This is a genomic window from Leclercia sp. LTM14 (assembly GCF_023736175.1).
GTDB lineage: Bacteria > Pseudomonadota > Gammaproteobacteria > Enterobacterales > Enterobacteriaceae > Enterobacter > Enterobacter barmai.
Window position 1 is genome coordinate 572,537 of the sequence record NZ_JAIKTT010000001.1, and the last position, 22,212, is coordinate 594,748.

General features: G+C 57.8%; 18 protein-coding genes and 1 pseudogene. 6 read left to right on the forward strand and 13 right to left on the reverse strand.

Translation table 11 applies throughout. The features are described 5' to 3' along the window. Positions 1-11: 11 nt before the first annotated feature. Together folE and K5I40_RS02745 are read right to left on the reverse strand one after the other, a co-directional pair. Positions 12-680, reverse strand: a complete 669-nt coding sequence (folE, locus tag K5I40_RS02740; protein ID WP_039031058.1) for a GTP cyclohydrolase I FolE — start codon at positions 678-680, stop codon at positions 12-14. Positions 681-797: 117 nt separating this feature from the next. Beyond that, the gene (locus tag K5I40_RS02745) at positions 798-1,931 is read right to left on the reverse strand and encodes a YbfB/YjiJ family MFS transporter (protein WP_223073751.1); all 1,134 of its coding nucleotides are present in this window, start codon (positions 1,929-1,931) and stop codon (positions 798-800) included. A gap of 140 nt (positions 1,932-2,071) precedes the next feature. Here K5I40_RS02745 and fghA point away from each other — a divergent pair, with 140 nt between their 5' ends. After that, positions 2,072-2,908 carry an S-formylglutathione hydrolase gene (gene fghA / locus K5I40_RS02750; protein ID WP_223073750.1) on the forward strand — a complete coding sequence of 279 codons (837 nt, stop codon included), beginning with the start codon at positions 2,072-2,074 and terminating at the stop codon, positions 2,906-2,908. Between the two features lie 149 nt (positions 2,909-3,057). Here fghA and cirA read toward each other — a convergent pair whose 3' ends face one another. The 3 genes from cirA to yieE all read right to left on the reverse strand — a co-directional run bounded on the left by cirA (position 3,058) and on the right by yieE (position 7,758). Beyond that, positions 3,058-5,028, reverse strand: coding sequence for a catecholate siderophore receptor CirA (gene cirA / locus K5I40_RS02755; protein WP_138369913.1), 1,971 nt, complete (start codon positions 5,026-5,028; stop codon positions 3,058-3,060). A gap of 213 nt (positions 5,029-5,241) precedes the next feature. Then, positions 5,242-6,711 (reverse strand): amino acid permease, encoded by a 1,470-nt coding sequence (locus K5I40_RS02760; protein ID WP_223073749.1) that lies wholly within the window; start codon positions 6,709-6,711, stop codon positions 5,242-5,244. A 177-nt stretch (positions 6,712-6,888) separates the two neighbouring features. Then, entirely contained in the window at positions 6,889-7,758 is an 870-nt protein-coding gene (yieE, locus tag K5I40_RS02765) for a DNA-binding transcriptional regulator YeiE (RefSeq protein WP_039031053.1), read from the reverse strand. Positions 7,759-7,881: 123 nt separating this feature from the next. Here yieE and K5I40_RS02770 point away from each other — a divergent pair, with 123 nt between their 5' ends. The 3 genes from K5I40_RS02770 to K5I40_RS02780 all read left to right on the forward strand — a co-directional run bounded on the left by K5I40_RS02770 (position 7,882) and on the right by K5I40_RS02780 (position 10,930). Beyond that, positions 7,882-8,928, forward strand: a complete 1,047-nt coding sequence (locus K5I40_RS02770; protein WP_039031052.1) for a YeiH family protein — start codon at positions 7,882-7,884, stop codon at positions 8,926-8,928. A 65-nt stretch (positions 8,929-8,993) separates the two neighbouring features. Next, entirely contained in the window at positions 8,994-9,851 is an 858-nt protein-coding gene (nfo, locus tag K5I40_RS02775) for a deoxyribonuclease IV (protein WP_139563257.1), read from the forward strand. Positions 9,852-9,853: 2 nt separating this feature from the next. Further along, a complete protein-coding gene (locus tag K5I40_RS02780; RefSeq protein ID WP_223073987.1) occupies positions 9,854-10,930 on the forward strand; it encodes a sugar kinase in 1,077 nt (358 codons plus the stop codon). 33 nt (positions 10,931-10,963) lie between these two features. Here the strand turns inward: K5I40_RS02780 and K5I40_RS02785 are convergent, their stop codons facing one another. The 6 genes from K5I40_RS02785 to fruB form a co-directional block, all read right to left on the reverse strand. After that, a complete protein-coding gene (locus K5I40_RS02785; RefSeq protein WP_223073748.1) occupies positions 10,964-12,217 on the reverse strand; it encodes a NupC/NupG family nucleoside CNT transporter in 1,254 nt (417 codons plus the stop codon). A gap of 89 nt (positions 12,218-12,306) precedes the next feature. After that, a complete protein-coding gene (locus tag K5I40_RS02790; RefSeq protein WP_223073747.1) occupies positions 12,307-13,242 on the reverse strand; it encodes a pseudouridine-5'-phosphate glycosidase in 936 nt (311 codons plus the stop codon). After that, positions 13,235-14,170 carry a pseudouridine kinase gene (locus K5I40_RS02795; RefSeq protein ID WP_223073746.1) on the reverse strand — a complete coding sequence of 312 codons (936 nt, stop codon included), beginning with the start codon at positions 14,168-14,170 and terminating at the stop codon, positions 13,235-13,237. The genes K5I40_RS02790 and K5I40_RS02795 overlap by 8 nt, the downstream gene beginning before the upstream one ends. A gap of 278 nt (positions 14,171-14,448) precedes the next feature. Further along, the gene (fruA, locus tag K5I40_RS02800) at positions 14,449-16,143 is read right to left on the reverse strand and encodes a PTS fructose transporter subunit IIBC (RefSeq protein WP_223073745.1); all 1,695 of its coding nucleotides are present in this window, start codon (positions 16,141-16,143) and stop codon (positions 14,449-14,451) included. Positions 16,144-16,159: 16 nt separating this feature from the next. After that, entirely contained in the window at positions 16,160-17,098 is a 939-nt protein-coding gene (gene fruK, locus K5I40_RS02805) for a 1-phosphofructokinase (RefSeq protein WP_039031046.1), read from the reverse strand. Further along, positions 17,098-18,228, reverse strand: coding sequence for a fused PTS fructose transporter subunit IIA/HPr protein (gene fruB / locus K5I40_RS02810; RefSeq protein ID WP_223073744.1), 1,131 nt, complete (start codon positions 18,226-18,228; stop codon positions 17,098-17,100). Before fruB ends, fruK begins: the two co-directional genes overlap by 1 nt. 347 nt (positions 18,229-18,575) lie before the next feature. Here fruB and setB point away from each other — a divergent pair, with 347 nt between their 5' ends. After that, entirely contained in the window at positions 18,576-19,757 is a 1,182-nt protein-coding gene (setB, locus tag K5I40_RS02815) for a sugar efflux transporter SetB (protein ID WP_039031044.1), read from the forward strand. Here setB and K5I40_RS02820 read toward each other — a convergent pair. Beyond that, positions 19,754-20,008 (reverse strand): YkgJ family cysteine cluster protein, encoded by a 255-nt coding sequence (locus K5I40_RS02820; RefSeq protein ID WP_223073743.1) that lies wholly within the window; start codon positions 20,006-20,008, stop codon positions 19,754-19,756. The genes setB and K5I40_RS02820 overlap by 4 nt on opposite strands. Before the next feature lie 163 nt (positions 20,009-20,171). Here K5I40_RS02820 and yeiP point away from each other — a divergent pair. Beyond that, a pseudogene (gene yeiP / locus K5I40_RS02825) lies at positions 20,172-20,743 on the forward strand (elongation factor P-like protein YeiP). Positions 20,744-20,867: 124 nt separating this feature from the next. On the opposite strand, the gene uxuA reads toward yeiP, so the two are convergent. Next, positions 20,868-22,058, reverse strand: coding sequence for a mannonate dehydratase (gene uxuA, locus K5I40_RS02830; protein ID WP_138369902.1), 1,191 nt, complete (start codon positions 22,056-22,058; stop codon positions 20,868-20,870). Between the last annotated feature and the right edge of the window lie 154 nt (positions 22,059-22,212).

A 22,212-nucleotide genomic window follows, 5' to 3' on the forward strand; every position in this document is an offset into this window, starting at 1 on the left:
TGCCCTGACGATCAGTTGTGGTGACGTACGGCGCGCAGGAACTCCTGGCGGGTATTCTGGCTCGATTTGAACAGACCGCCCAGCGAGGTGGTGGTGGTGGCGCTGGTCGCATCACGAATACCGCGCGCTTTCACGCAGTAATGCACCGCATCAATCGATACCGCCACGTTGTTAGTGCCAAGCAGCGTTTGCAGCGCGATAAGGATCTGCTGGGTTAAACGCTCCTGCACCTGCGGACGCTGAGCAAAGAACTGCACGATACGGTTAATCTTCGACAGACCAATCACCGCATCTTTCGGGATGTAAGCCACGGTCGCTTTACCGTCGATAGTCACGAAATGGTGTTCACAGGTGCTGGTCAGGGTGATATCACGCACGGTCACCATCTCATCGACCTTCATCTTGTTTTCGATGACGGTGATTTTCGGGAAGTTAGCGTAATCCAGCCCGGAGAAAATCTCATCGACATACATTTTGGCGATGCGACGTGGGGTCTCCATCAGACTGTCATCACTCAAATCGAGATTGAGCAGCTGCATGATTTCGGTCATGTGTCCGGAAATAAGACGTTTACGCGTTTCGTTGTCCAGATCCTGAACCGGTGGACGCAGCGGGGTTTCGAGACCGTGTGCGACCAGCGCTTCGTGGACGAGTGCTGCTTCTTTACTCATTGATGACATTCTTTTCTCCTGCAGGTGCGGTGCTCTTCTGCCCTCCGTGGGGCAAAATGTGCACTCATTGTGCGTGAGGCGGCGAGCATAATCCAGTATTCACCGCGATAATTATTCCAATTGCCGTTACCTTTCAACCTGACGCTGCCAGACCAGTCCGCCCGCAATAAACAATGCGATACCGGCAAGGCCCAGCGCGGGCTCAAGCTGATGGGTAAGCCAGCTCGACAGTGCCGAGGTCATCGGGCCAATCAGCTGCCCGACCGCATAGCCGGTGGTGAGTAAACCGGCCATGTAACGCGTATGATTCGGCGCCAGCTCGCGCCCGTAGAGTAACGAGAGCTGCACCGCACACAAAAATCCGCCGCCGACCAGCAGCGCACCGGTCACCAGACCGGCCATCCCCGGCATCAGCCAGGCGGCAATCACCCCCACCGCCTGCAACCAGAGCACCACCGCCAGCCGACGATGGCTGGTAGAGACGTGGCGCAGAGCGATACTCAGGGCAATCCCCAGCATCGAGGCAAACCCGAACACCGGCCAGACAAACTGGGCAAAGGCGCTACCGGGAAAGCGCAACGCCGCCATTTGCGACAGAAACGTCGCCGGGAGGATGTAACCAAACCCGGCGAGGCTGTAGCTCCAGACCAGACGACGCAGATCCCGGGTCAGGGTCAGCGGCTCCGGCGTAGTGCCCGGGCGATGCAGATGTCCGGTACGCGGCAGGTAACGCGCCACCAGCGCGACGAGCACCAGCGCCAGCAGGCCGTAAATTTGCCAGGCGGCGCTGGCCGAAAGCGCCTGGGCCTGGATCCACACCGCCAGCAAACCGCTTATCGCAATGCCCGCCCCCGGCCCGGCAAACACCGCGGCACTCAGGCCCGGCTTGCCGAAATGGGCCAGCCGTTCGTTGGTCCAGGCGGCGATAAGCACCATTGACCAGCCGCTCATGCAGCCAATCACAAAGCGCAGCAGGCCATGAACAATGGCGTTATCCGCCACGGCGGAAAGCAACGTCAGCGCCACCGCCCCCGTTATGCCCAGCCATAAACGCCCTTCGACAAACCGGTGCGCGCGCATTGCATCCCACGCCCCCACCAGATAGCCGAGATAGTTCATCGCCGCCACCAGCCCGGCGCTGGTCAGGGTGAGCTCGCCTGCCGCAATCATCAGCGGCACCTGCGGGGTAAAGGCAAAGCGCCCTATTCCCATCGCCACCACCAGAACCACAAATCCGCTGAGCGCGATACGCAGCGCCATGACCACTCCAGTTGTTAAAGTTTCGTAAATTCATGATGCAGGATATGACGTCAATGCGGAAGTGAAAGTTACTCACACGTAACTGAATTATCTGTATTATGGCTTTCATACCCAATATCCTCTTCCTTAAGGAGCCCTGCATGGAACTGCTCGAAGAGCACCACTGTTTTGAAGGCCGACAGCAGCGCTGGCGTCATGACTCCAGGGTGCTGAACTGCGCGATGACGTTCAGCATTTTTCTTCCTCCGGTGAGCGGCAACGCAAAACTACCGGTGCTGTACTGGCTCTCCGGCCTGACCTGCAATGACGAAAATTTCACCACCAAAGCGGGTGCCCAGCGCGTGGCGGCGGAACTGGGGATCGCCCTGGTGATGCCGGACACCAGCCCGCGCGGTGACGACGTGGCGGACGATGCCGGATACGACCTCGGTAAAGGTGCCGGTTTCTACCTGAACGCCACCCAGACGCCGTGGGCGCAGCATTACCGCATGTACGATTACCTGCGCGACGAGCTGCCAGCGCTGATCCAGGCGGAGTTTGCGGTATCGGATCGCAGTGCGATCAGCGGTCATTCGATGGGCGGTCACGGTGCGCTGGTGATGGCGCTGAAAAACCCGGGTAAATATGTCAGCGTGTCGGCCTTTGCGCCGATCGTCAACCCAACCCAGGTGCCGTGGGGACAGAAAGCGTTCACGGCTTATCTGGGTGAAGATTCGGCGACCTGGCAGGCGTGGGACAGCTGCGCATTGATGCTGGCCAGCCAGCCGGAACAGGCGATCCCGACGCTTATCGATCAGGGGGATGCCGATCAGTTCCTCGCGACCCAGTTACAACCGGCAGTGCTGGCAGAAGCCGCGCGCCAGAAGGACTGGCCGCTGACGCTTCGCATCCAGCCGGGGTACGATCACAGCTATTATTTCATTGCGTCGTTTATTGAAGATCATCTGCGCTTCCATGCGCAGCAGTTGTTGAAGTAAGTGCCCGCCTCATGCCCGGTGGCGCTACGCTTACCGGGCCTACAAAAGACCGCACCAGCCCGTAGGCCGGGCAAGCGCAGCGCCCCCGGCAAGCAGACCGCACCAGCCCGTACGCCGGGCAAGCGCAGCGCCGCCCGGCGTTTCCATCATCAGAACTGGTAATCCACCGCCATAAAGTAACGGCGTCCTTCTTCGGTGTAGCTGTAGTCGTCGCGGCTGAGATCTTTATCCAGCAGGTTCATGACGCCCGCACGCAGCTTAACGTTTTTGGTTGCCTGCCATGCGCCACCGGTGTTCCACACCACGTAGCCGCCCGGCGTTGGCTCGCCAGCCGTAAGCGCGCGCTTCTCACCTTTATAATTGCCCTGCACGTAGAAGGACCATGCCTGCGTTGCCTGCCAGTCAAGGGTTCCGTTCGCGGTATGGAACGGCAGCTCGGAGAGCGGCTTGTTCTCGCCATTGCTGATATCACGCCCGTCGTTATAGGTATAATTCAGCGTCATGCGCCAGTCTTCGGCAATCGGGAATTTCACTTCCGTCTCCACGCCGCGGATGCGCGCTTTGTTGACGTTGTAATAGCGGAAAATCGGCTCACCGTCGGCATTCAGCCCGACATAGTTAGGGTAGCCCTGGGCCTGGTTGACGTTGGCGGTACGGCTGATGCTGATACGGTCATCCACGTCGTTCTGGAAGGTGGTGATGCTGGCCTGAACGCCTTCTAACCATCCTTCTTCGCCGCTGTAGTAGAGACCCAGCTCGTAGCTTTCGCTGGTTTCCGGTTTCAGATCCGGGCTACCGACGATTTCACAGGCACCACGGCAGGAGCCGGTGGTCCAGTCCGGGCTCAGTTGCAGCAGGGATGGCGCTTTAAATGCCGTTGCCCAGCCGCCCTTCACCGTGACGGTATCGGTGGCGTTATAGACCAGATAAGCACGCGGGCTCCAGTGGTCGCCGTAGGTTTCGTGGTCATCCATACGCACGCCGGTGGTCAACGCCAGCGGCTCGAAGATCCGCCATTCGTCTTCCAGGAACAGCGCATACTGGCTGGCCGAGGTGTTGCTGCTGGAGCCGCCGGTCAGGTTTACCGGATCCTTCAGCTTGTCGTGACGCCATTCGCCACCGAAGGTCAGGAGCTGGTTGATCTCGCCCAGCGGCAGGACATATTTGCCGTCAATGGAGTTGCTTTCGGACGTAATCGGGTTAGCGTTGCCCGGGTTCTTGTTATCCACTTTCTCGCCGTAGAATTTCAGTTCGCTGTTGCCCACGCCCCAGCGGCCATTATGGCTCAGGGAGTAGTTCTGGCGCTCCAGGCGGTTTTTGTCCAGCGAGTCGGAATCACGATCCTGACGGTCGAAACCATACCCGGCGGTGAAATCGTGGTTTTCGTTCGGGGTCCAGGCAAACTCGACGTTGGCATCGCGGCTGGTAAAGCCTTCGATACGTGGGGTTTCGCCGGTGGCGCTGGTGGAGGAGCTCTGCGGATCGTCTTTATCACGCTGGGATACGCTGCCGAAAGCTTTCAGGCCGAGGACGCCATCCACCAGCGGGCCGCTGGTATAGAACTGGCCGCCGTAGGTATCACCGCGATCGCGATGTTCCTGAATGGTGGTATCGGCGGTGAGTGTGCCGGTCCATTTCTGGCCGATCTTTTTGGTGATGATGTTAACCACGCCGCCCAGGGCATCGGAGCCGTACAGGGAGGACATTGGCCCGCGCACCACTTCGATGCGTTCGATGGCATCGACCGGAACCCAGTTAAGGTCGAAATCGTTATGGCGGAAAACGGCGTTGCGCGAGTTGACGCGTTTACCGTCAACGAGGATCAGCGTGTAACTGCTGTCCAGCCCGCGAATACTGACGCCCTTACGGTTGTCCCCTTCGTTAGTTAACTGCACGCCCGGCACGTCCTGTAACACATCTTTCAGGTTCTGCACTGGCTTACGCTGCAGATCCTGCTGGGTGATGACGCTGATACTGGCGGGGGCATCCTTCAGGTTTTGCTCGTTGGCCGAGGCGGTCACGACCATAGTGTCGCCAGATTCCGCCGCAACAACCGGCAGCGCCAGGGAAAGAGCAGACGCGCACAGCCCTCCCCGAACGAAGGGATTCAACCTAAACATTCCATTTCTCCATGAGGTAAACACAGCAAAATCAATTATGTACTGTTCACATTGCATATTTTTATTAATATGCTAATGATAAAGCAAACGATAACTATTATCAATTCAATTGTTAAAAGTTATGTCAAGACTGCATAATGTGGAGAACGGGCTGAACAGAAAACGACATAAAAAAACCCGCTCGACTGAGCGGGTTAAAGAGAGGCGTTGCGATTATTTTTTGAAGCTATTCGGGAAATCCATATCCTTATAGCTTACGAACTTCGTCCCTTTCGCCAGCTTGTAACCAAACCAGATAATCAGGAACAGCGGGATGCCGATATAGGTGGCAGCCACGCCGCCCCAGTCGATGGTGTCGGCCAGGAAGGCTTCGTAGTTCTGACCCAGAGTAATGATCAGACACAGCACAAAGGCGAAGATCGGCCCCAGCGGGAAGAACCCGGAGCGGTACGGCAGGTTGTTAATATCGTAACCCTGCTTCACATAGCCGCGACGGAAACGGTAATGGCTGATGGCAATACCCAGCCAGGCGATGAAGCCCGTCATCCCGGAGGTGTTCAGTAGCCACAGGTAGACCGTCTGGTTGCCGAACATCGAGGTCAGGAAGCACAGGCAGGCAATTACGGTGGTGGCATAGAGCGCGTTACGCGGCACGCCGCCACGGGACAGCTTAGAGAAGATACGCGGCGCTTTGCCGTCACAGGCCAGGGAGTAGAGCATACGGGTAGAGGCATACATCCCGGAGTTACCCGCCGACAGAACCGCCGTCAGGATCACCGCATTCATCACCGCCGCCGCAGAGAGCAGACCGGCATGCTGGAAGACCAGCGTGAACGGGCTGACGCTGATGTCTTTCACATCGTTACGCAGCAGGCTCGGATCGGTATACGGAATGATCAGGCTGATAATCAGGATCGCAAACACATAGAACAGCAGGATACGCCAGAACACCTGCCGCACCGCGCGCGGAATGTTCTTCTCCGGGTTTTCGGATTCGCCTGCGGCAATACCGATAAGCTCGGTTCCCTGGAAGGAGAAGCCGACAATCATCGCCACGCCGATCATCGCCGAGAAGCCCCCGGCAAACGGCGCATCGCCAATGGTCCAGTTGCTCCACCCAGCCGGTTCGGTGCCTTTGAAGATGCCAACGATCATCGCGATGCCCACGATGATAAAGATGATTACCGTCGCCACTTTGATCAGCGAGAACCAGTATTCCGCTTCACCGAAGCCACGCACGGAGATGTAGTTCAGCAGGAAGATCACCGCGAGGAAGACCGCGCTCCAGATCCAGCCCGGCGTATCCGGGAACCACCAGGTCATCACCAGCTGTGCGGCGACAAGGTCCACGGCGATGGTGACCGCCCAGTTGTACCAGTAGTTCCAGCCCAGCGCGAAGCCGAAGCCTTCTTCTACATATTTCTGGCCGTAGGTAGAGAAAGAACCGGATACCGGCATGTACGCCGCCAGTTCGCCCAGGCTGGTCATCAGGAAGTAAACCATCAAACCGATCAGAATATAGGAAAAGAGCGCGCCGCCAGGACCCGCTGCAGAAATGGTCGCACCAGAGGCGACAAAGAGGCCTGTACCGATGGAGCCGCCAATGGCGATCATCGTCAGGTGACGCGCCTTGAGTTCGCGACGTAGCGCGGGCGCTTCTGTGGTTTTAGTTTCGGAAACCATGTGAAAATGCTGTCCATTCAAAAAATGAGGCGCGATTGTAGCAGACGATCGCCAGCTCTTCCGGCACAAATGCCCTGTTATAAGAGAGCTTCATGACTGGTCCAGGATTATAAGTAAAGCAGAGAATAGTATTGGTGCGAGGAATAGATCCCGGCGGGCAAAAACCGCCGGGCGGGCTTACATTTCGCAGTAACGCAGGAAACGTTGCAGGGAGTTAGAGAGGTGTTTCTGGCGGTGGTGGATGCGCCACAGGGTGCGCACCAGCTTGTTCGGCAGGGGAATGGGGATCTCCACCAGCGTACCGCTCTCCAGCTGTTCGGCAATCACCCGGCGCGACAGGCAGCTGATGCCGAGGCCGTGACGCACCGCGTGTTTGATGGCCTCAGAGTTACCCAGCTCCATGCCCATATGAAACTGCGGCAGATGCGAAAGCAGCAGATAATCGACGATCTCGCGCGTGCCCGAGCCCTGCTCGCGTAAAATCCACGGCGCCTGCGCCAGCCGCTCCAGCGTCACCTCCTGCTGTAATAAAGAAGAAGCGGGCGAGGCAAAGACCACCAGCTCATCCTCCAGCCAGGGCTCCGCAATGATGTCGGCGTTGTGGCACGGCCCTTCGATAAGGCCGATATCCACCCGAAAATCGATCACCGCGTTGATCACATCCTGGCTGTTGCCGACGCTCATCTCCAGCGGCAGACTCGGGAAATCCCGGCGGTAGCGGGCAATCACCTCAGGCAGGATATAGTTGCCGATGGTGCTGCTGGCGTAGACGCGAATGGCGCCGTTATCCTCGCGAAACAGCTGTTCGATTTCGACGGTCTGCTCCAGCAGCGCCAGCGCGCGCGGGTAGAGCAGCCGCCCGTGCTCGTTCACCACCAGCCGCTTCCCTACCCTGTCAAAAAGCTGAACCCCCAACTGGCCTTCGAGATCGGTCAGCGCGGCGCTGACCGCAGACTGGGAGAGCGCCAGCATCTGGGAAGCCTGGGTCGTGGACCCGCTTTTCAGCACTTCGGCGAAAACTTCAAGCTGGCGTAACGTAATGTGCATAGTGATCATCCACCAGGGTAAGCACCTTGCTTACCACTTATAAAGATTAATTATAAATATATAATCAATTTTATTTTTAAGCCAGAGCGCCGTAACCTTTTAGCCAGAGAAAAGGAGAAGGTTATGACAACACTCACCCTACAGCATCATCGTACAGTGTGGCACTACATCCCGGGCCTTGCCCTCAGCGCGCTGGTCACCGGCGTGGCCCTTTGGGGCGGCAGTATTCCGGCGGTGGCGGGAGCGGGATTCAGCGCCCTGACCCTGGCTATCCTGCTGGGGATGGTGGTCGGGAATACGGTCTACCCGCAGATTTACAAGCCCTGCGACGGCGGGGTAATCTTCGCCAAACAGCATCTGCTGCGCCTCGGGATCATCCTGTACGGCTTTCGCCTCACCTTCGCGCAGATTGCCGACGTCGGGGTCAGCGGGATCGCCATTGACGTATTAACCCTGACCAGCACCTTCCTGCTTGCCTGCTTTATCGGCCAGAAGGTGTTTGGTCTGGACAAACAGACCAGTTGGCTGATTGGCGCGGGCAGCAGCATTTGCGGCGCGGCGGCGGTACTGGCGACGGAGCCGGTGGTGAAGGCCGAGTCCAGCAAGGTGACGGTTGCCGTGGCGACGGTGGTGATCTTCGGTACCCTGGCGATCTTCCTTTATCCGGCCATGTATCCGCTGGTGGCGCACTGGTTCAGCCCGGAAACCTACGGCATTTATATCGGCTCGACGATGCACGAAGTGGCCCAGGTGGTAGCGGCCGGTCACGCCATCAGCCCGGATGCGGAGAACGCGGCGGTGATCGCTAAAATGCTGCGCGTGATGATGCTGGCGCCGTTCCTGCTGATCCTCGCGGCACGGGTAAAACAGCTTGCACCGGCGGGGAACGGGGAGAAGAGCAAAATCACCATTCCGTGGTTTGCGATCCTGTTTATCGTGGTAGCCATCTTCAACTCGTTCCATCTGCTGCCAAAAGCCGTCGTGGATATGCTGGTAACGCTGGATACGGTGCTGCTGGCGATGGCGATGGCCGCACTGGGCTTAACCACCCACGTCAGCGCCCTGAAAAAGGCCGGGGCGAAACCGCTGCTGATGGCGCTGCTGCTCTTCGTCTGGCTGATTGTCGGCGGGGGCGCCATTAACCTGGTGGTTCACAGCCTGATGGCATAAACCGCTGTAGCCTTATCCTGTTAACCCGCTATCATAAGCGTTTGCGGGTTAACAGGAGTCCCTTTATGAAATATGTTGGAGCGCACGTCAGCGCTGCCGGCGGTCTGGCAAATGCCGCCATTCGCGCCGCCGAAATCGAGGCGACCGCTTTCGCCCTGTTCACCAAAAATCAGCGCCAGTGGCGCGCCGCGCCGTTAACCACCCAGGTGATTGATGAGTTCAAAGCGGCCTGCGAAAAATATCGCTTCACTCCCGGTCAGATCCTGCCTCACGACAGCTACCTGATTAACCTCGGCCATCCGGTTCAGGAGGCGCTGGACAAATCCCGCGACGCTTTCCTGGATGAGATGCAGCGCTGCGAGCAGCTCGGCCTGACGCTGCTGAACTTCCACCCCGGCAGCCATCTGTCACAAATTGATGAAGATGCATGCCTGGCGCGGATCGCCGAGTCAATTAATATCGTCCTGGCGCAGACCGAAGGGGTCACGGCAGTAATCGAAAACACGGCGGGCCAGGGCAGCAACCTCGGGTTCCGCTTTGAACATCTGGCGGCCATCATCGACGGCGTGGAAGATAAAACCCGCGTCGGCGTCTGCATTGATACCTGTCACGCCTTTGCTGCCGGGTACGACCTGCGCAGCACGGAAGAGTGTGCAAAAACCTTCGCCGAATTCGAACGCATCGTCGGCTTTAAGTACCTGCGCGGTATGCACCTTAACGACGCGAAAAGCGCCTTCGGCAGCCGCGTTGACCGTCACCACAGCCTGGGCGAAGGTAACATCGGCCATGACGCGTTCCGCTTTATCATGCAGGACCCGCGATTCGACGGTATCCCGATGGTGCTGGAAACGATCAACCCGGATATCTGGGCCGAAGAGATCGCCTGGCTGAAAGCGCAACAGCATGCCGAGGCCACCGCATAATGATGAACGAAAGGGAAAAGCAGATCCTGAAGATCCTGCGGCGTAACCCTCTTATTCAACAGCATGAGATCGCCCAGATCCTCGATATCAGCCGCTCCCGCGTCGCCGCGCACATTATGGATTTAATGCGTAAAGGGGCGATCAAGGGCAAAGGCTATATCCTGACCGAACAGGATTACTGCGTGGCGCTGGGTGCCATCAATATGGATATTCGCGGCGTGGCGGATATTCGCTTCCCGGAACCCTCCTCCCATCCGGGGGCCATTCAGTGTGCGGCGGGCGGCGTGGCGCGTAACATTGCCCATAATCTGGCGCTGCTCGGGCGTGAGGTGCACCTGATCTCTGCCGTCGGCAGCGATTTTTATGGCGAAACCCTGCTGGAACAGACCCGTCAGGCGGGCGTTAACGTCCAGAGCACCATCCGCCTGCACGGACAGAGCACGGCGACCTATCTGTCGATTGCGAATCCGCAGGACGACACCGTTTTAGCGATCAACGATACCCATATCCTGCAGGGGCTGACGCCGCAGCTGCTGAACCAGTCCCGCGAGCTGCTGGCCCATGCGGGTGTGGTGCTGGCGGATTGCAACCTCACCGCAGAATCGCTGGAGTGGGTCTTTACCCTCGCCGGGGATGTGCCGGTGTTTGTCGACACGGTATCAGAATTCAAAGCCGGGAGAGTCAAACCCTGGCTGTCACGTATCCATACCCTGAAGCCAACCCTGAAGGAGCTGCAGATTCTGGCGGAGTGCGACGATCGTCAGGCCGCGCTCAACGCCCTGCATGAGAAAGGGGTGCAGCGGATTGTAGTGTGTCTGGAAGATGATTCGGTGCTGTGCAGCGAGCAAGGCGCGGAGCCGTTCCTGCTGACGCCGCCAGCCCACCCGGTAGTCGACCGCTTTGGTGCTGATGACGCCTTTATGGCGGGACTGATCTATGGCTTCCTCGACGGGAGCGATTTTGCGGACAGCGCCCGGTTTGCCGTTGCCTGTGCGGCGCTCTCCCGGGCCAGCGAAAGCATCAACAACCCGACGCTGTCGGTGGATAACACCCTGTCGCTGCTGGACAGCCAGCCGTAAACAGGCCGGGTAGATCCCCTACCCGGCCTGCGCCTAGCCCGCTAAACCAATAAAGAAGCCCGCGATGGTGGCGCTCATCAGGTTGGAGAGGGTTGCCGCCACCAGCGCCCGGACGCCAAGCTGGGCAATCTCCGGCGCGCGCTGAGGCGATACCGCAGAAAACGCCCCTACCACCACGCCAATCGAGCCGAAGTTAGCAAATCCGCACAGCGCAAAAGAGATGATGGCGATGGTTTTCACGTCCAGCTGACCGGCGGTTTGCAGATACGGCGAGAAGTTGAGATAGGCGACGAACTCGTTAATCGCCAGCTTCTGGCCAATCAGGCTGCCTGCCAGGGTAGCATCCTGCCACTCCACCCCCATGATCCACGCCAGCGGCGCCAGGGCGTAGCCAAACAGCCCTTCCAGGCTCAGGCTTTCAATGCCAAACCAGCCGCCGATGCCGCCCAGCATACCGTTCAGCAGGGCGATGATCGCCACAAACGCCATCACCACCGTCGCCACCCCGGCGGCGATTTTTAACCCGGTCATCGCCCCGGTCGCCGCGGCTTCGATAATGCTTTTCGGCGGCGTATCGCTGAACGACAGGTTTTCAAAGGTGACCTGCGACGCCTCCGTGGCCGGGCTCAGCAGACGGGCAAACAGGATGCCCCCGGGGATCGCCATCAACGAGGCGGCGAGGAGATAATCAATCGGCACCCCCATCCCCGCATAGCCAATCAGCATTGACCCGGCAATCGACGCCATCCCGCTGCAGATGGCGGTAAACAGCTCGTTGCGGTTCAGCTTGTCGATGAAGGGTTTGACTATAGCCGGGATTTCGTTTTGCCCGAGGAAGATAGTGGTCACCGCCACGAAGGATTCAATTTTACTGATGCGCAGCGCTTTCTGGAAAATGCCACCCAGAACACGGATCAGCAATCCCATCACGCCAATGTAGTAAAGCAGGCTGATCAGCGCGGTGACAAAGATAATGGCGGGCAGAACGCGGAACGCAAACACGAACCCGGCCCCGTCAAACAGGGTGTCCATCTTCGGCCCAACCAGCGCGCCAAAGATAAAGGCGCTCCCGGCATCGCTGTAGGACATGACCTTACTGACCCCGATGGCGGCCTGTTCCACCAGCCATTTGCCGGGTGGGAAATAGAGCATGATGCCGCCGATCGCCACCTGCAATACGAATGCGGCGCCGACGGTGCGCAGGCTGATCCGGCGTTTGTTGACTGAAAGAAGGAAAGCTATTGCTAACAGTACCGCCATACCCAGCAGACTTCTCATTACGTCCATAATGATTTCCTTACCTGAAAACCCGGCGACAGGCCGGGTATCCGTGATTCCACTGCGAAGACAGGCGACGGCAAACTGCCTGTGAAAGGTTACGCGAGGCGCTGGTACGACTTAGCGATATCGCAGGCCAGGCGGGCGTTGTTAAAGACCAGCTGAATATTGGATTTCAGGCTGTCGCCGCCGGTTAATTCCGCTACCCGGGCCAGCAGGAACGGGGTGCTGGCTTTGCCGGTCACGCCCTGCTCTTCCGCTTCCTTCACCGCCTGGTCGATAGCTGCATTGATGGTCTCTTCCGGCATGGCAAACTGTTCCGGGATGGGATTCGCCACCACCAGGCCGCCGTTGAGGCCGGTCTGCCATTTCACCGCCATTGCGCGGGCGATGGCTTCTGCGCTGTCGAGACGAATGCTGACCTCAAACGGGCTGGTGCGACAGAAGAAGGCAGGCAGGGACTGGGTCTGATAGCCGATTAACGGCACGCCATTGGTTTCGAGATATTCGGTGGTTAATCCGAGATCGAGAATAGATTTTGCCCCGGCGCACACCACGGCAACGTTGGTTTTCGCCAGCTCCTGCAAATCGGCGGAAATATCAAAAGTGTGTTCCGCCCCACGATGCACGCCGCCAATGCCGCCGGTGGCAAAGACCTTAATCCCGGCCATCGCGGCAATAATCATGGTTGAGGCCACCGTCGTGGCACCGTTTATTCCGGCTGCCACGACAAAAGGCAGATCCCGGCGGCTGACTTTCGTTACGGCGTGACCTTCGCGGCCTAATAATTCAATCTCTTCTTTACTTAGCCCCACTTTCATTACGCCGTGAATAATAGCGATAGTGGCCGGAATAACGCCCTGCTGGCGGATCGCATCTTCAACTTCCAGTGCCGTCTGGGCATTTTGTGGGAAAGGCATGCCGTGAGAAATAATGGTGGATTCAAGCGCCACGACCGGTTTGTTATTATTTAAGGCGTCCTGGACTTCAGGAGAAATTTGCAGGAACTCAGCAGATAAGTTTAATTCAGACATGTTCTCTCTCCATTAATGCGTTAACATTTTCAGACGATAAATCAGGGTTATTGGTATAAATCGACGCCAGCGCCAGCGAAGAGCAGCCCTGGGCAAAACGAACGGAATGGGCGAAGGTGGCGCCTTCCAGCCAGCAGAACGCCAGCCCCGCCATCATGGCGTCGCCCGCGCCGGTCACGTTCACCAGCCGGGTTTTGAAGGGGGCTGACCAGCCGCTTTCTCCCTCTTTCTCACTGTAATAAACGCCGTCGCCACCCATGCTTAACACCAGCCGGAACAGGCCATGCTCGTGGAACCAGGCCGCGACTTTTGGCGCATCGGCGGCACAGCTCAGCGGGATGCCGCTCAGGGTTTCGGCTTCAATACGGTTGGGTTTCAGGGTGTGGATATGGCCCAGCCAGTCGCGCACTTTATGGCACTTCCAGGCGGAGACCGGGTCAACGAATACCGGCGCCTGGCCTGCGTTTTCAAAGATCCAGCCCAGCGCGGATTCACTGAGATTGCAGTCCACCACCACCGCTTTTGCTGCACGCAGAAAGGCCAGATGGTGGGCCAGATATTCCGGGTTAATGTAGTCAGAAATGGCCATGTCATTAATGGCCACCAGCATTTCGCCGGTGTTATCGAGTAACGATAAATAGCTGGAGGTGCCCTCACCCGCGATGACCTGACATTTTTCTACCTGTACGCCAGCGGCCTGGGTTTGTGACAGCAGCGACTGACCGTAAAAATCATCGCCGACCGCGGAAAACAGCCAGACATCTTTCCCCAGCAACGCAAGGTTTTGCGCAATATTCCGGCCTACGCCGCCGGGGGTAAATTTTATTTTACCTGGGTTAGAGTCCGCATAATTCAGCGAGGCATGTGAATACCCCGCAACATCCATATTTGCAGAACCAATAACAACAATATAATCCTTTTCACGCATAGAACATCCTCTGGCACGCAGGCCATCGCAATGATAATTAAGCGAGGGAGTTACTTTAAAGACTATTAGAGCATGTGTTTGTATGTGAACACATGTTCATAGTATGCGTAAGAAGGGGAAAGTAAATAGATCCAAAATGAGATCGTGAAATGTATATGAACAGAATCACAGTTTTTTGTAGATACACTTTTTCGCTCTACAAAAAACTGCGAACCGCTGCACGATTAAAGGCAAAAAAAAGGGCAGAGTTACCTCTGCCCTTTCTGGAGAACGTTAAATTATGCTGCTTTTGCTGCAACCACCTCAGCTTCCGGGCGCTTCAGCACCGCGTAAGAGAGACCTGCCACCAGGGTACCGGCGATAATCGCAAACAGGTAACCCAGCACCGGCGTGATTGCGCCAGGGATCAGCAGAACAAACAGACCGCCGTGCGGCGCCATCAGCTTCGCGCCAACCGCCATAGATATGGCACCGGTCACGGCACCGCCGACGATACAGCACGGCAGAACACGCATCGGATCGCGGGCAGCGAACGGAATCGCCCCTTCGGTGATAAAGCACAGGCCGAGAACCAGCGCCGCTTTACCGCCTTCCTGCTGCGCCTTGTCGAACTTACGACGGGCAACGATAGTCGCCAGGCCCAGCGCCAGCGGTGGCACCATGCCCGCCGCCATAATCGCCGCCATTGGGGCATACGTCTGGGTACTCAGCAGGCCAACACCGAAGGCGTATGCCGCTTTGTTAACCGGACCACCCATATCGGTACACATCATGGCACCGAGAATAGTTCCCAGCAGGACCGCGTTGGCGGTGCCCATGGTCTGCAGCCAGTGGGTCAGGCCTTCGAGAATGCCTGCAACCGGTTTGCCGATCAGGTAGATCATCGCCAGACCAACCACCAGGCTGGAGAACAGCGGAATAATCAGGATCGGTTTCAGCGCTTCCATGCTCTGCGGCAGTTTCAGCTTCGAGCTGATAAGTTTCGCCACGTAGCCTGCGAGGAAGCCCGCGATGATCCCGCCGATAAAGCCAGAGCCGGTGCTCACGGCGAGCATACCGCCGATAAGACCCGGGGTCAGACCCGGACGGTCAGCGATGGAGAACGCAATGTAACCCGCCAGTACCGGCACCATCAGCGCGAACGCCGAGCCGCCGCCAATCTGCATCAGCGCCGCCGCCAGGGTACCCGGCTCTTTAAAGGCCTCGATACCGAACGCGAAGGAGAGCGCGATACACAGACCGCCCGCTACCACCATCGGCAGCATGTAAGAAACGCCCGTCAGCAGGTGACGATAGGCTCCGGCAGACTCTTTCTTGCCTTCGGAAGCCGCAGCCGCAGTGTTCCCTGTAGGCTGGAAGAGTTTGGCTTCAGCCTGGGCTTTATCCAGCTCCTGCGCAGTTTTCTTCAGCGCCAGACCGGTTGAGGTGCGGTACATCGGCTTACCGGCAAACTTCGCCAGATCCACTTCGATATCTGCCGCCACGATAACCAGATCCGCAGCCGCCACCTCTTCCGGGGTGATGGCGTTGCCCGCGCCTACGGAACCGCGGGTTTCAACTTTCACCCACCAGCCGCGTTTTTTGGCTTCGGTTTCAATGGCTTCAGCCGCCATAAAGGTGTGCGCCACGCCGGTCGGACAGGCAGTGACCGCCACAACGCGCTTCGGCCCGCTGGCAGCAACAGGTTCAGCCGCTGCGACAGGCGCGGTATAGAGCGCTGCGTGGCCTTTCGCTTCGCTCAGGAACAGTTCCGGGTGAGCCACGGCGCGATTGATGTCGCCCAGCCACACTTTTTTGCCGTTCAGCGATCTGTCGGCCGGAATTTTGTCGCCCAGCACGATAACCAGTTCGGCATCGCCCGGGTTGTCGATGAAATCAAGGTGTGCTTTATGTCCCGCCGAACCCAGCAGGGTTTTCGCCATATAAGCGCGAGCCTGTCCGAGTGCAGAGTCAATAATCAGCAGCGTTTTCATTATGCCTCTCCTGCTGTCAGTTAAAGGGTTTCAAGTCAACGCGCGCCATCATCGCGGCCAACTGGGTACGATCGGTAATGCCGACATTGCTCTGGCTGACGGCCAGGGCAGCAACGGCGGTGGCAAGACGTAAAGTATGCTCGCTGGATTCACGCATCAGCAGGCCGTAGATCAGCCCGCCAACCATCGAATCGCCGGCACCGACGGTGCTGACCACTTCCATTGACGGCGGTTTTGCGATCCATTCGCCAGAGGCGTTAACCCACAGCGCCCCTTCGGCACCTAAGGAAATCACCACGTGCGCGATGCCCTGCTCACGCAGCGCGTGGGCGGCCTCAATCACGTCCTTTAATTCTGGCAGCTTACGGCCAGCCCAGATCTCAAGTTCGCGACGATTTGGTTTGACCAGCCACGGCGCGGCTTTCAGACCGGCCACCAGCGCATCGCGGCTGCTGTCAAAAATGATGCACGGGCACTGGCTGCGCAGGCGCGTCATCCAGTCGGTAAAGGCTTCCGGGCTGACGCCGGACGGCAGACTGCCGCTGACGCAGACCATGTCGAACTGGCCGAGCCAGGTCAGGGAGTCATTCACAAAACGCTCCCAGTCGGCCTGGGTGACTTCAAAACCGGAGAAGTTCAGGTCGGTGACTTCGCCATCTTTTTCGGTCATTTTCACGTTGATGCGGGTACGGCCCTGCACCACCTGAAAACGGTTGGCGATCCCCAGCTCGCTGAACAGCTGCTGGAAACCATCCTGGTTATCTTTGCCGAGGAAACCGCCGACGGTGACGTCGATACCCAGATCCTTCAGCACTTTCGCAACGTTAATCCCTTTACCTGCCGCGTGCAGGCCAGTGGTACGCACGAGGTTAACTTCGCCGCGTTCAATTTCCGGGCAAAAGCCCACGAGATCGTAAGCCGGGTTCAGCGTAATAGTGGCAACACGTCTGCTCATTATGCGCCCTCCCCCAGACCGGCCGCGATGGCATCGCCAATCGCTTTCAGCGCCTGTTCAGCATCTGCACCCTGTGCGGTGAAGCGCAGGCGATGGCCTTTCTTCACGCCCAGCGCCACGACTTTCATCAGGCTGCGGCCGTTAGCAGGTTTACCGCTGCCGTCGAGGTTGGTGACGGTAACGTCGCTGGAGAATTGCTTAATAGTGTTGACCAGCATGGTGCCCGGACGGGCGTGCAGGCCGTGCTCGTTACGCACCACAAACTCGGCGCTCAGCAGTTCATCGGTGTTTACGTCATCGCTGGTCAGCAGCGCCAGCAGGGTTGCAGCGTCTGCTTTCAGCAGCTGTTCAGCTTTTTTGTTCAGCAGCAGGTCGCCGAGGCGCTTCAGCACCTCTACCGGCTGTTCATCCGCCATGGCGACGGTAATCAGCATCGCCGCGGTTTCCCCGGCGGTATCGAATGCGGTGGCCGCGCGGCTGACCGCGATAGCGCTGCGCAGGTTGCCTTCAGCACAGTCGTTCAGCCAGATGCCCTGGCCGAGATTCAGCGGCTTATCGTTGATGGCGTGCGCCACGAAAGCGGTATCCACCGCACCCACTTCTTTCAGACGACCGGCGTTCAGCGCCTGCAGGGTCACCAGATCGGACGCGGCTACGTCCAGAGTCAGCGTCTCGTTATCCAGCTTCAGGGCTTCGCTCTGCTTTTCACCCATCAGCAGCGCGCGCAGCTCTTCTGCGGTGGTCGCGGATTTCAGCTGTTCAGCCACATTGTCATCGCTGAGAACGTGCGTCAGCTGACGCAGCAGGCCGAGGTGTTCATCGCTGCTGGCGGCAATCCCGATGGCGACATAGGCCACCTGGCCTTCACCCCAGAGCACGCCCTGCGGGAACTGATAAACCTGAACGCCGGTTTTCAGCACCTGGTCGCGGGTATCGGTGGTGCCATGCGGAATGGCGATACCATTACCGAGGAAGGTTGAGGTCTGCAGCTCGCGCGCCAGCATGCCGTCAACGTAGCCGTCAGCCACATTGCCCGCCTGCACCAGCGCGGCAGCGATCTGCCGGATAGCCTCTTCTTTTGTACCGGCCTGTTCGCCCGGATGAATGTCCTGCACGGATAACTGGAACATGGTTCTCCACTCCTGCTGAATTTGAATCGATTCAGCTTAACTGTGAAAAAAGGCGCCAATCCGTTTGGGTTAGGTAAACCAATTAGCGCTGAAACGTTTCAAGAAGTCTTGCGCTTTATGGGATAGCTTTCAAGTAAAGAGTCATTTAAGCGTGCAGAATTTAGAGTTACAGCACATTTTTGCTTCAGTCGCCTGCTGCCAGCCGCTCGGCTTCAGCAACTTCAGCAAGCGCAACGGCAATCTGAAATGCTATTTTGATTTTTTGTGGGGTAATTGACGCGGACAGCTGTTTATTTTCTGACAAGCGGCGTAAAATCCGCGTCTCTTCATATCACTGATACAGAAACATGCACACCACTCCCGCGGCCGCCTCGCCAAAATCCTTTGATCTGACCTCATCGGCGTTTTTGATTGTTGCTTTCCTTACCGGCATTGCCGGCGCGCTACAGACGCCGACGCTGAGCCTGTTTCTCACCAACGAGGTGCATGCCCGTCCTGCCATGGTGGGTTTCTTCTTCACCGGCAGCGCCATTATCGGCATCCTGGTCAGCCAGTTTCTGGCCGGGCGTTCAGATAAGAAAGGCGATCGCAAATCCCTGATTGTTTTTTGCTGTCTGCTGGGAGTATTCGCCTGCCTGCTGTTCGCCTGGAACCGTAACTATTTTGTGCTGCTGTTTGTTGGCGTGTTTCTCAGCAGCTTTGGCTCTACCGCCAACCCGCAGCTGTTTGCCTTAGCCCGGGAGCATGCCGACCATACCGGCCGCGAGGCGGTAATGTTCAGCTCGATCCTGCGTGCCCAGGTGTCCCTGGCCTGGGTGGTAGGGCCGCCGCTGGCCTATGCGCTGGCGATGGGGTTTGGCTTCCCTACGATGTATCTCAGCGCCGCCGTGGCGTTTGTGGTCTGTGGCGCGATGGTGTGGTTTTTCCTGCCGACGATGCGCAAGGAGCCTAAGCTGGCCAGCAGCGTGCTGGAATCACCGCGCCGTAACCGTCGCGACGCCCTGCTGCTGTTTACCATCTGCACCTTAATGTGGGGCACTAACAGCCTGTACATCATCAATATGCCGCTGTTTATCATTAATGAGCTGCATCTGTCCGAGAAGCTGGCGGGGGTGATGATGGGAACCGCCGCCGGGCTGGAGATCCCAACGATGCTGATTGCAGGCTACTACGCCAGACGTTTTGGGAAACGCTTCCTGATGCGCCTTGCCGCCGTCGCCGGTTTGCTGTTTTACGTCGGGATGCTCACCGCACAAACGCCGGTAGTGCTGCTGGGCTTACAGCTGCTGAACGCTATCTATATTGGTATTCTCGCCGGGATCGGCATGCTCTATTTCCAGGATCTGATGCCGGGCCAGGCGGGTGCTGCTACCACGCTGTATACTAATACCACCCGCGTGGGCTGGATTATTGCGGGCTCTGTGGCCGGGATTGTGGCCGAGATCTGGAGTTATCACGCGGTATTCTGGATCGCACTGGGGATGTGCGTTCTCACCACGATCTGCCTGAGCCGCATTAAGGATATTTAGGGCGCGGTGAGCGCCTCGAGTTCCAGCAGCCAGGTCATGGCCTGCTGGCGCGTATCCTGGCACATCTCCCGCGAGGGCTGGAGTCCGGCGCACACTTTTGGGCGCAAAGGCGAACCGAAGATTTTGCAGCGCTGCTGCGCGTCCAGCTGCACGCAAGGGGTATTGGCAGGCTTGCCGTTGGGCATCCCGGGAATGGGGCTGGTGATGGAGGGCGCGGTGCAGCATGCTCCACAATCCGGACGGCAATCCATATATTCACTTTACCTGAAAGAAACCCTGGAGCACGGGCGTGGCGCGCACAGTAACACCTTTTGCGTATTGATAGCAAAAGCCGCGAAATCCGCTTGCCTGAAAAGCCGCGCGCGAGTACTTTGACGCGATATTTTTGACCTTCCCGTTAACAGGATTACTGCAATGCCAAGAGCGAACGAAATTAAGAAAGGTATGGTGCTGAATTACAACGGCAAACTGCTGATTGTGAAAGACATTGATATTCAGGCACCCAGCGCCCGTGGCGCAGCAACGCTGTACAAAATGCGTTTCGCCGATGTGCGTACCGGTCTGAAAGTTGAAGAGCGTTTCAAAGGCGACGATATCGTGGATACCGTTACCCTGACCCGTCGCTATGTCGACTTCTCCTACATTGACGGCAACGAGTACGTCTTTATGGACAAAGAAGACTACACGCCATACATCTTCACCAAAGATCAGATTGAAGAAGAGCTGCTGTTTATTCCTGAAGGCGCATGCCGGACATGCAGGTCCTGACCTGGGATGGCGTCCTGCTGGCGCTGGAGCTGCCGCAGACCGTGGACCTGGAGATCGTGGAAACCGCACCGGGCATCAAAGGCGCATCAGCGTCCGCGCGTAACAAACCTGCGACCCTGACCACCGGTCTGGTCGTTCAGGTGCCAGAGTACCTCTCCGCTGGCGAGAAAATCCGTATCCATATCGAAGAAAAACGCTATATGGGTCGTGCTGACTAAGTGCGGGCTGTTTTCCCGGTGGCGCTACGCTTACCGGGCCTACGAAAAACCGGCCAATGAGCCGGTTTTTTTATGGGTGCTTTTGTAGGCCGGGCAAGGCGAAGCCGCCACCCGGCAATACCGCTTAAAGAAGTTCCGGATATTTGGTCATCTTCAGCGCCAGCTCCACGCCGCGCACTTCCGCCATCCCTTTCAGACGGCCAATCGCCGAATAGCCTGGGTTGGTTTTCTTACGCAGATCGTCCAGCATCTGGTGTCCGTGATCCGGACGGAACGGGATAGGACGCAGATCGCCCGCCTGCTTACGGCGCTTCTCTTCGCCCAGAATCGCATCAACCACCGCGACCATGTTCACGTCACCGTTAAGGTGCGCCGCTTCGTGGAAGGTCTTCGGATTCTCTTCCCGGCAGGTTGCCCGCAGGTGGGTAAAGTGGATACGGTCGCCGAAGGTTTCAATCATCTTCACCAGATCGTTATCGGCGCGCACGCCGTAGGAGCCGGTACACATGGTGAAGCCGTTGTTGATGCTGTCGACCGTCTCTTTCAGCCACTGCATATCTTCAATGGTAGAGACAATGCGCGGCAGACCGAGGATAGGACGCGGTGGATCGTCCGGGTGAACCGCCAGACGCACGCCCGCCTCTTCCGCCACCGGTACAATCGCGCGCAGGAAGACGGCCATGTTCTCACGCAGCTGGTTTTTGTCGATGTTGCCATACTCTGCCAGGCGCGCACGGAACTGATCAAGGGTATACCCCTCTTCCGCACCCGGCAGACCAGCGATGATGTTGCGGGTTAATTTTTCGATATCCGCGTCGCTTGCCGCCTCGAACCATGCCTTCGCCTGCTGCTGCTCTTCTGCGGTGTAATCTGCCGCCGCGCCGTCGCGCTTCAGGATATGCAGTTCGAACGCGGCAAAGGCGATCTGGTCAAAACGCAGCGCCTTTGAGCCGTCCGGCAAAGTATATTCGAGGTCGGTACGCGTCCAGTCGAGGATCGGCATAAAGTTGTAGCAGACGGTGTCAATGCCGCAGGCCGCGAGATTGCGGATGCTCTGCTGGTAGTTGGCAATCCAGGTCTGATAGTCGCCGGAGTGGGTTTTGATCTCTTCATGTACCGGAATGCTCTCGACGACTGACCAGGTGAGCCCTTTCTCGGCCAGCAGCGCCTGACGCGCTTTGATCTCCTCTACCGGCCACACCTGGCCGTTAGGAATATGGTGCAGCGCCGTGACAACGCCCGTCGCGCCAGCCTGACGCACATCATCAAGAGAAACAGGATCTTTCGGCCCGTACCAACGCCAGGTTTGTTCCATTGATTCACCCTCTAAAGTTGTTATACCAATATTTCGACATGTGATGACGACTACCATACATGCATGCTGCAACAGGTCAATACGCCTCGCTATATTGATTGATCCATCTCACAGTTCCCGGATATTTACGGCTCACCAATTCAATTTGTTGTCA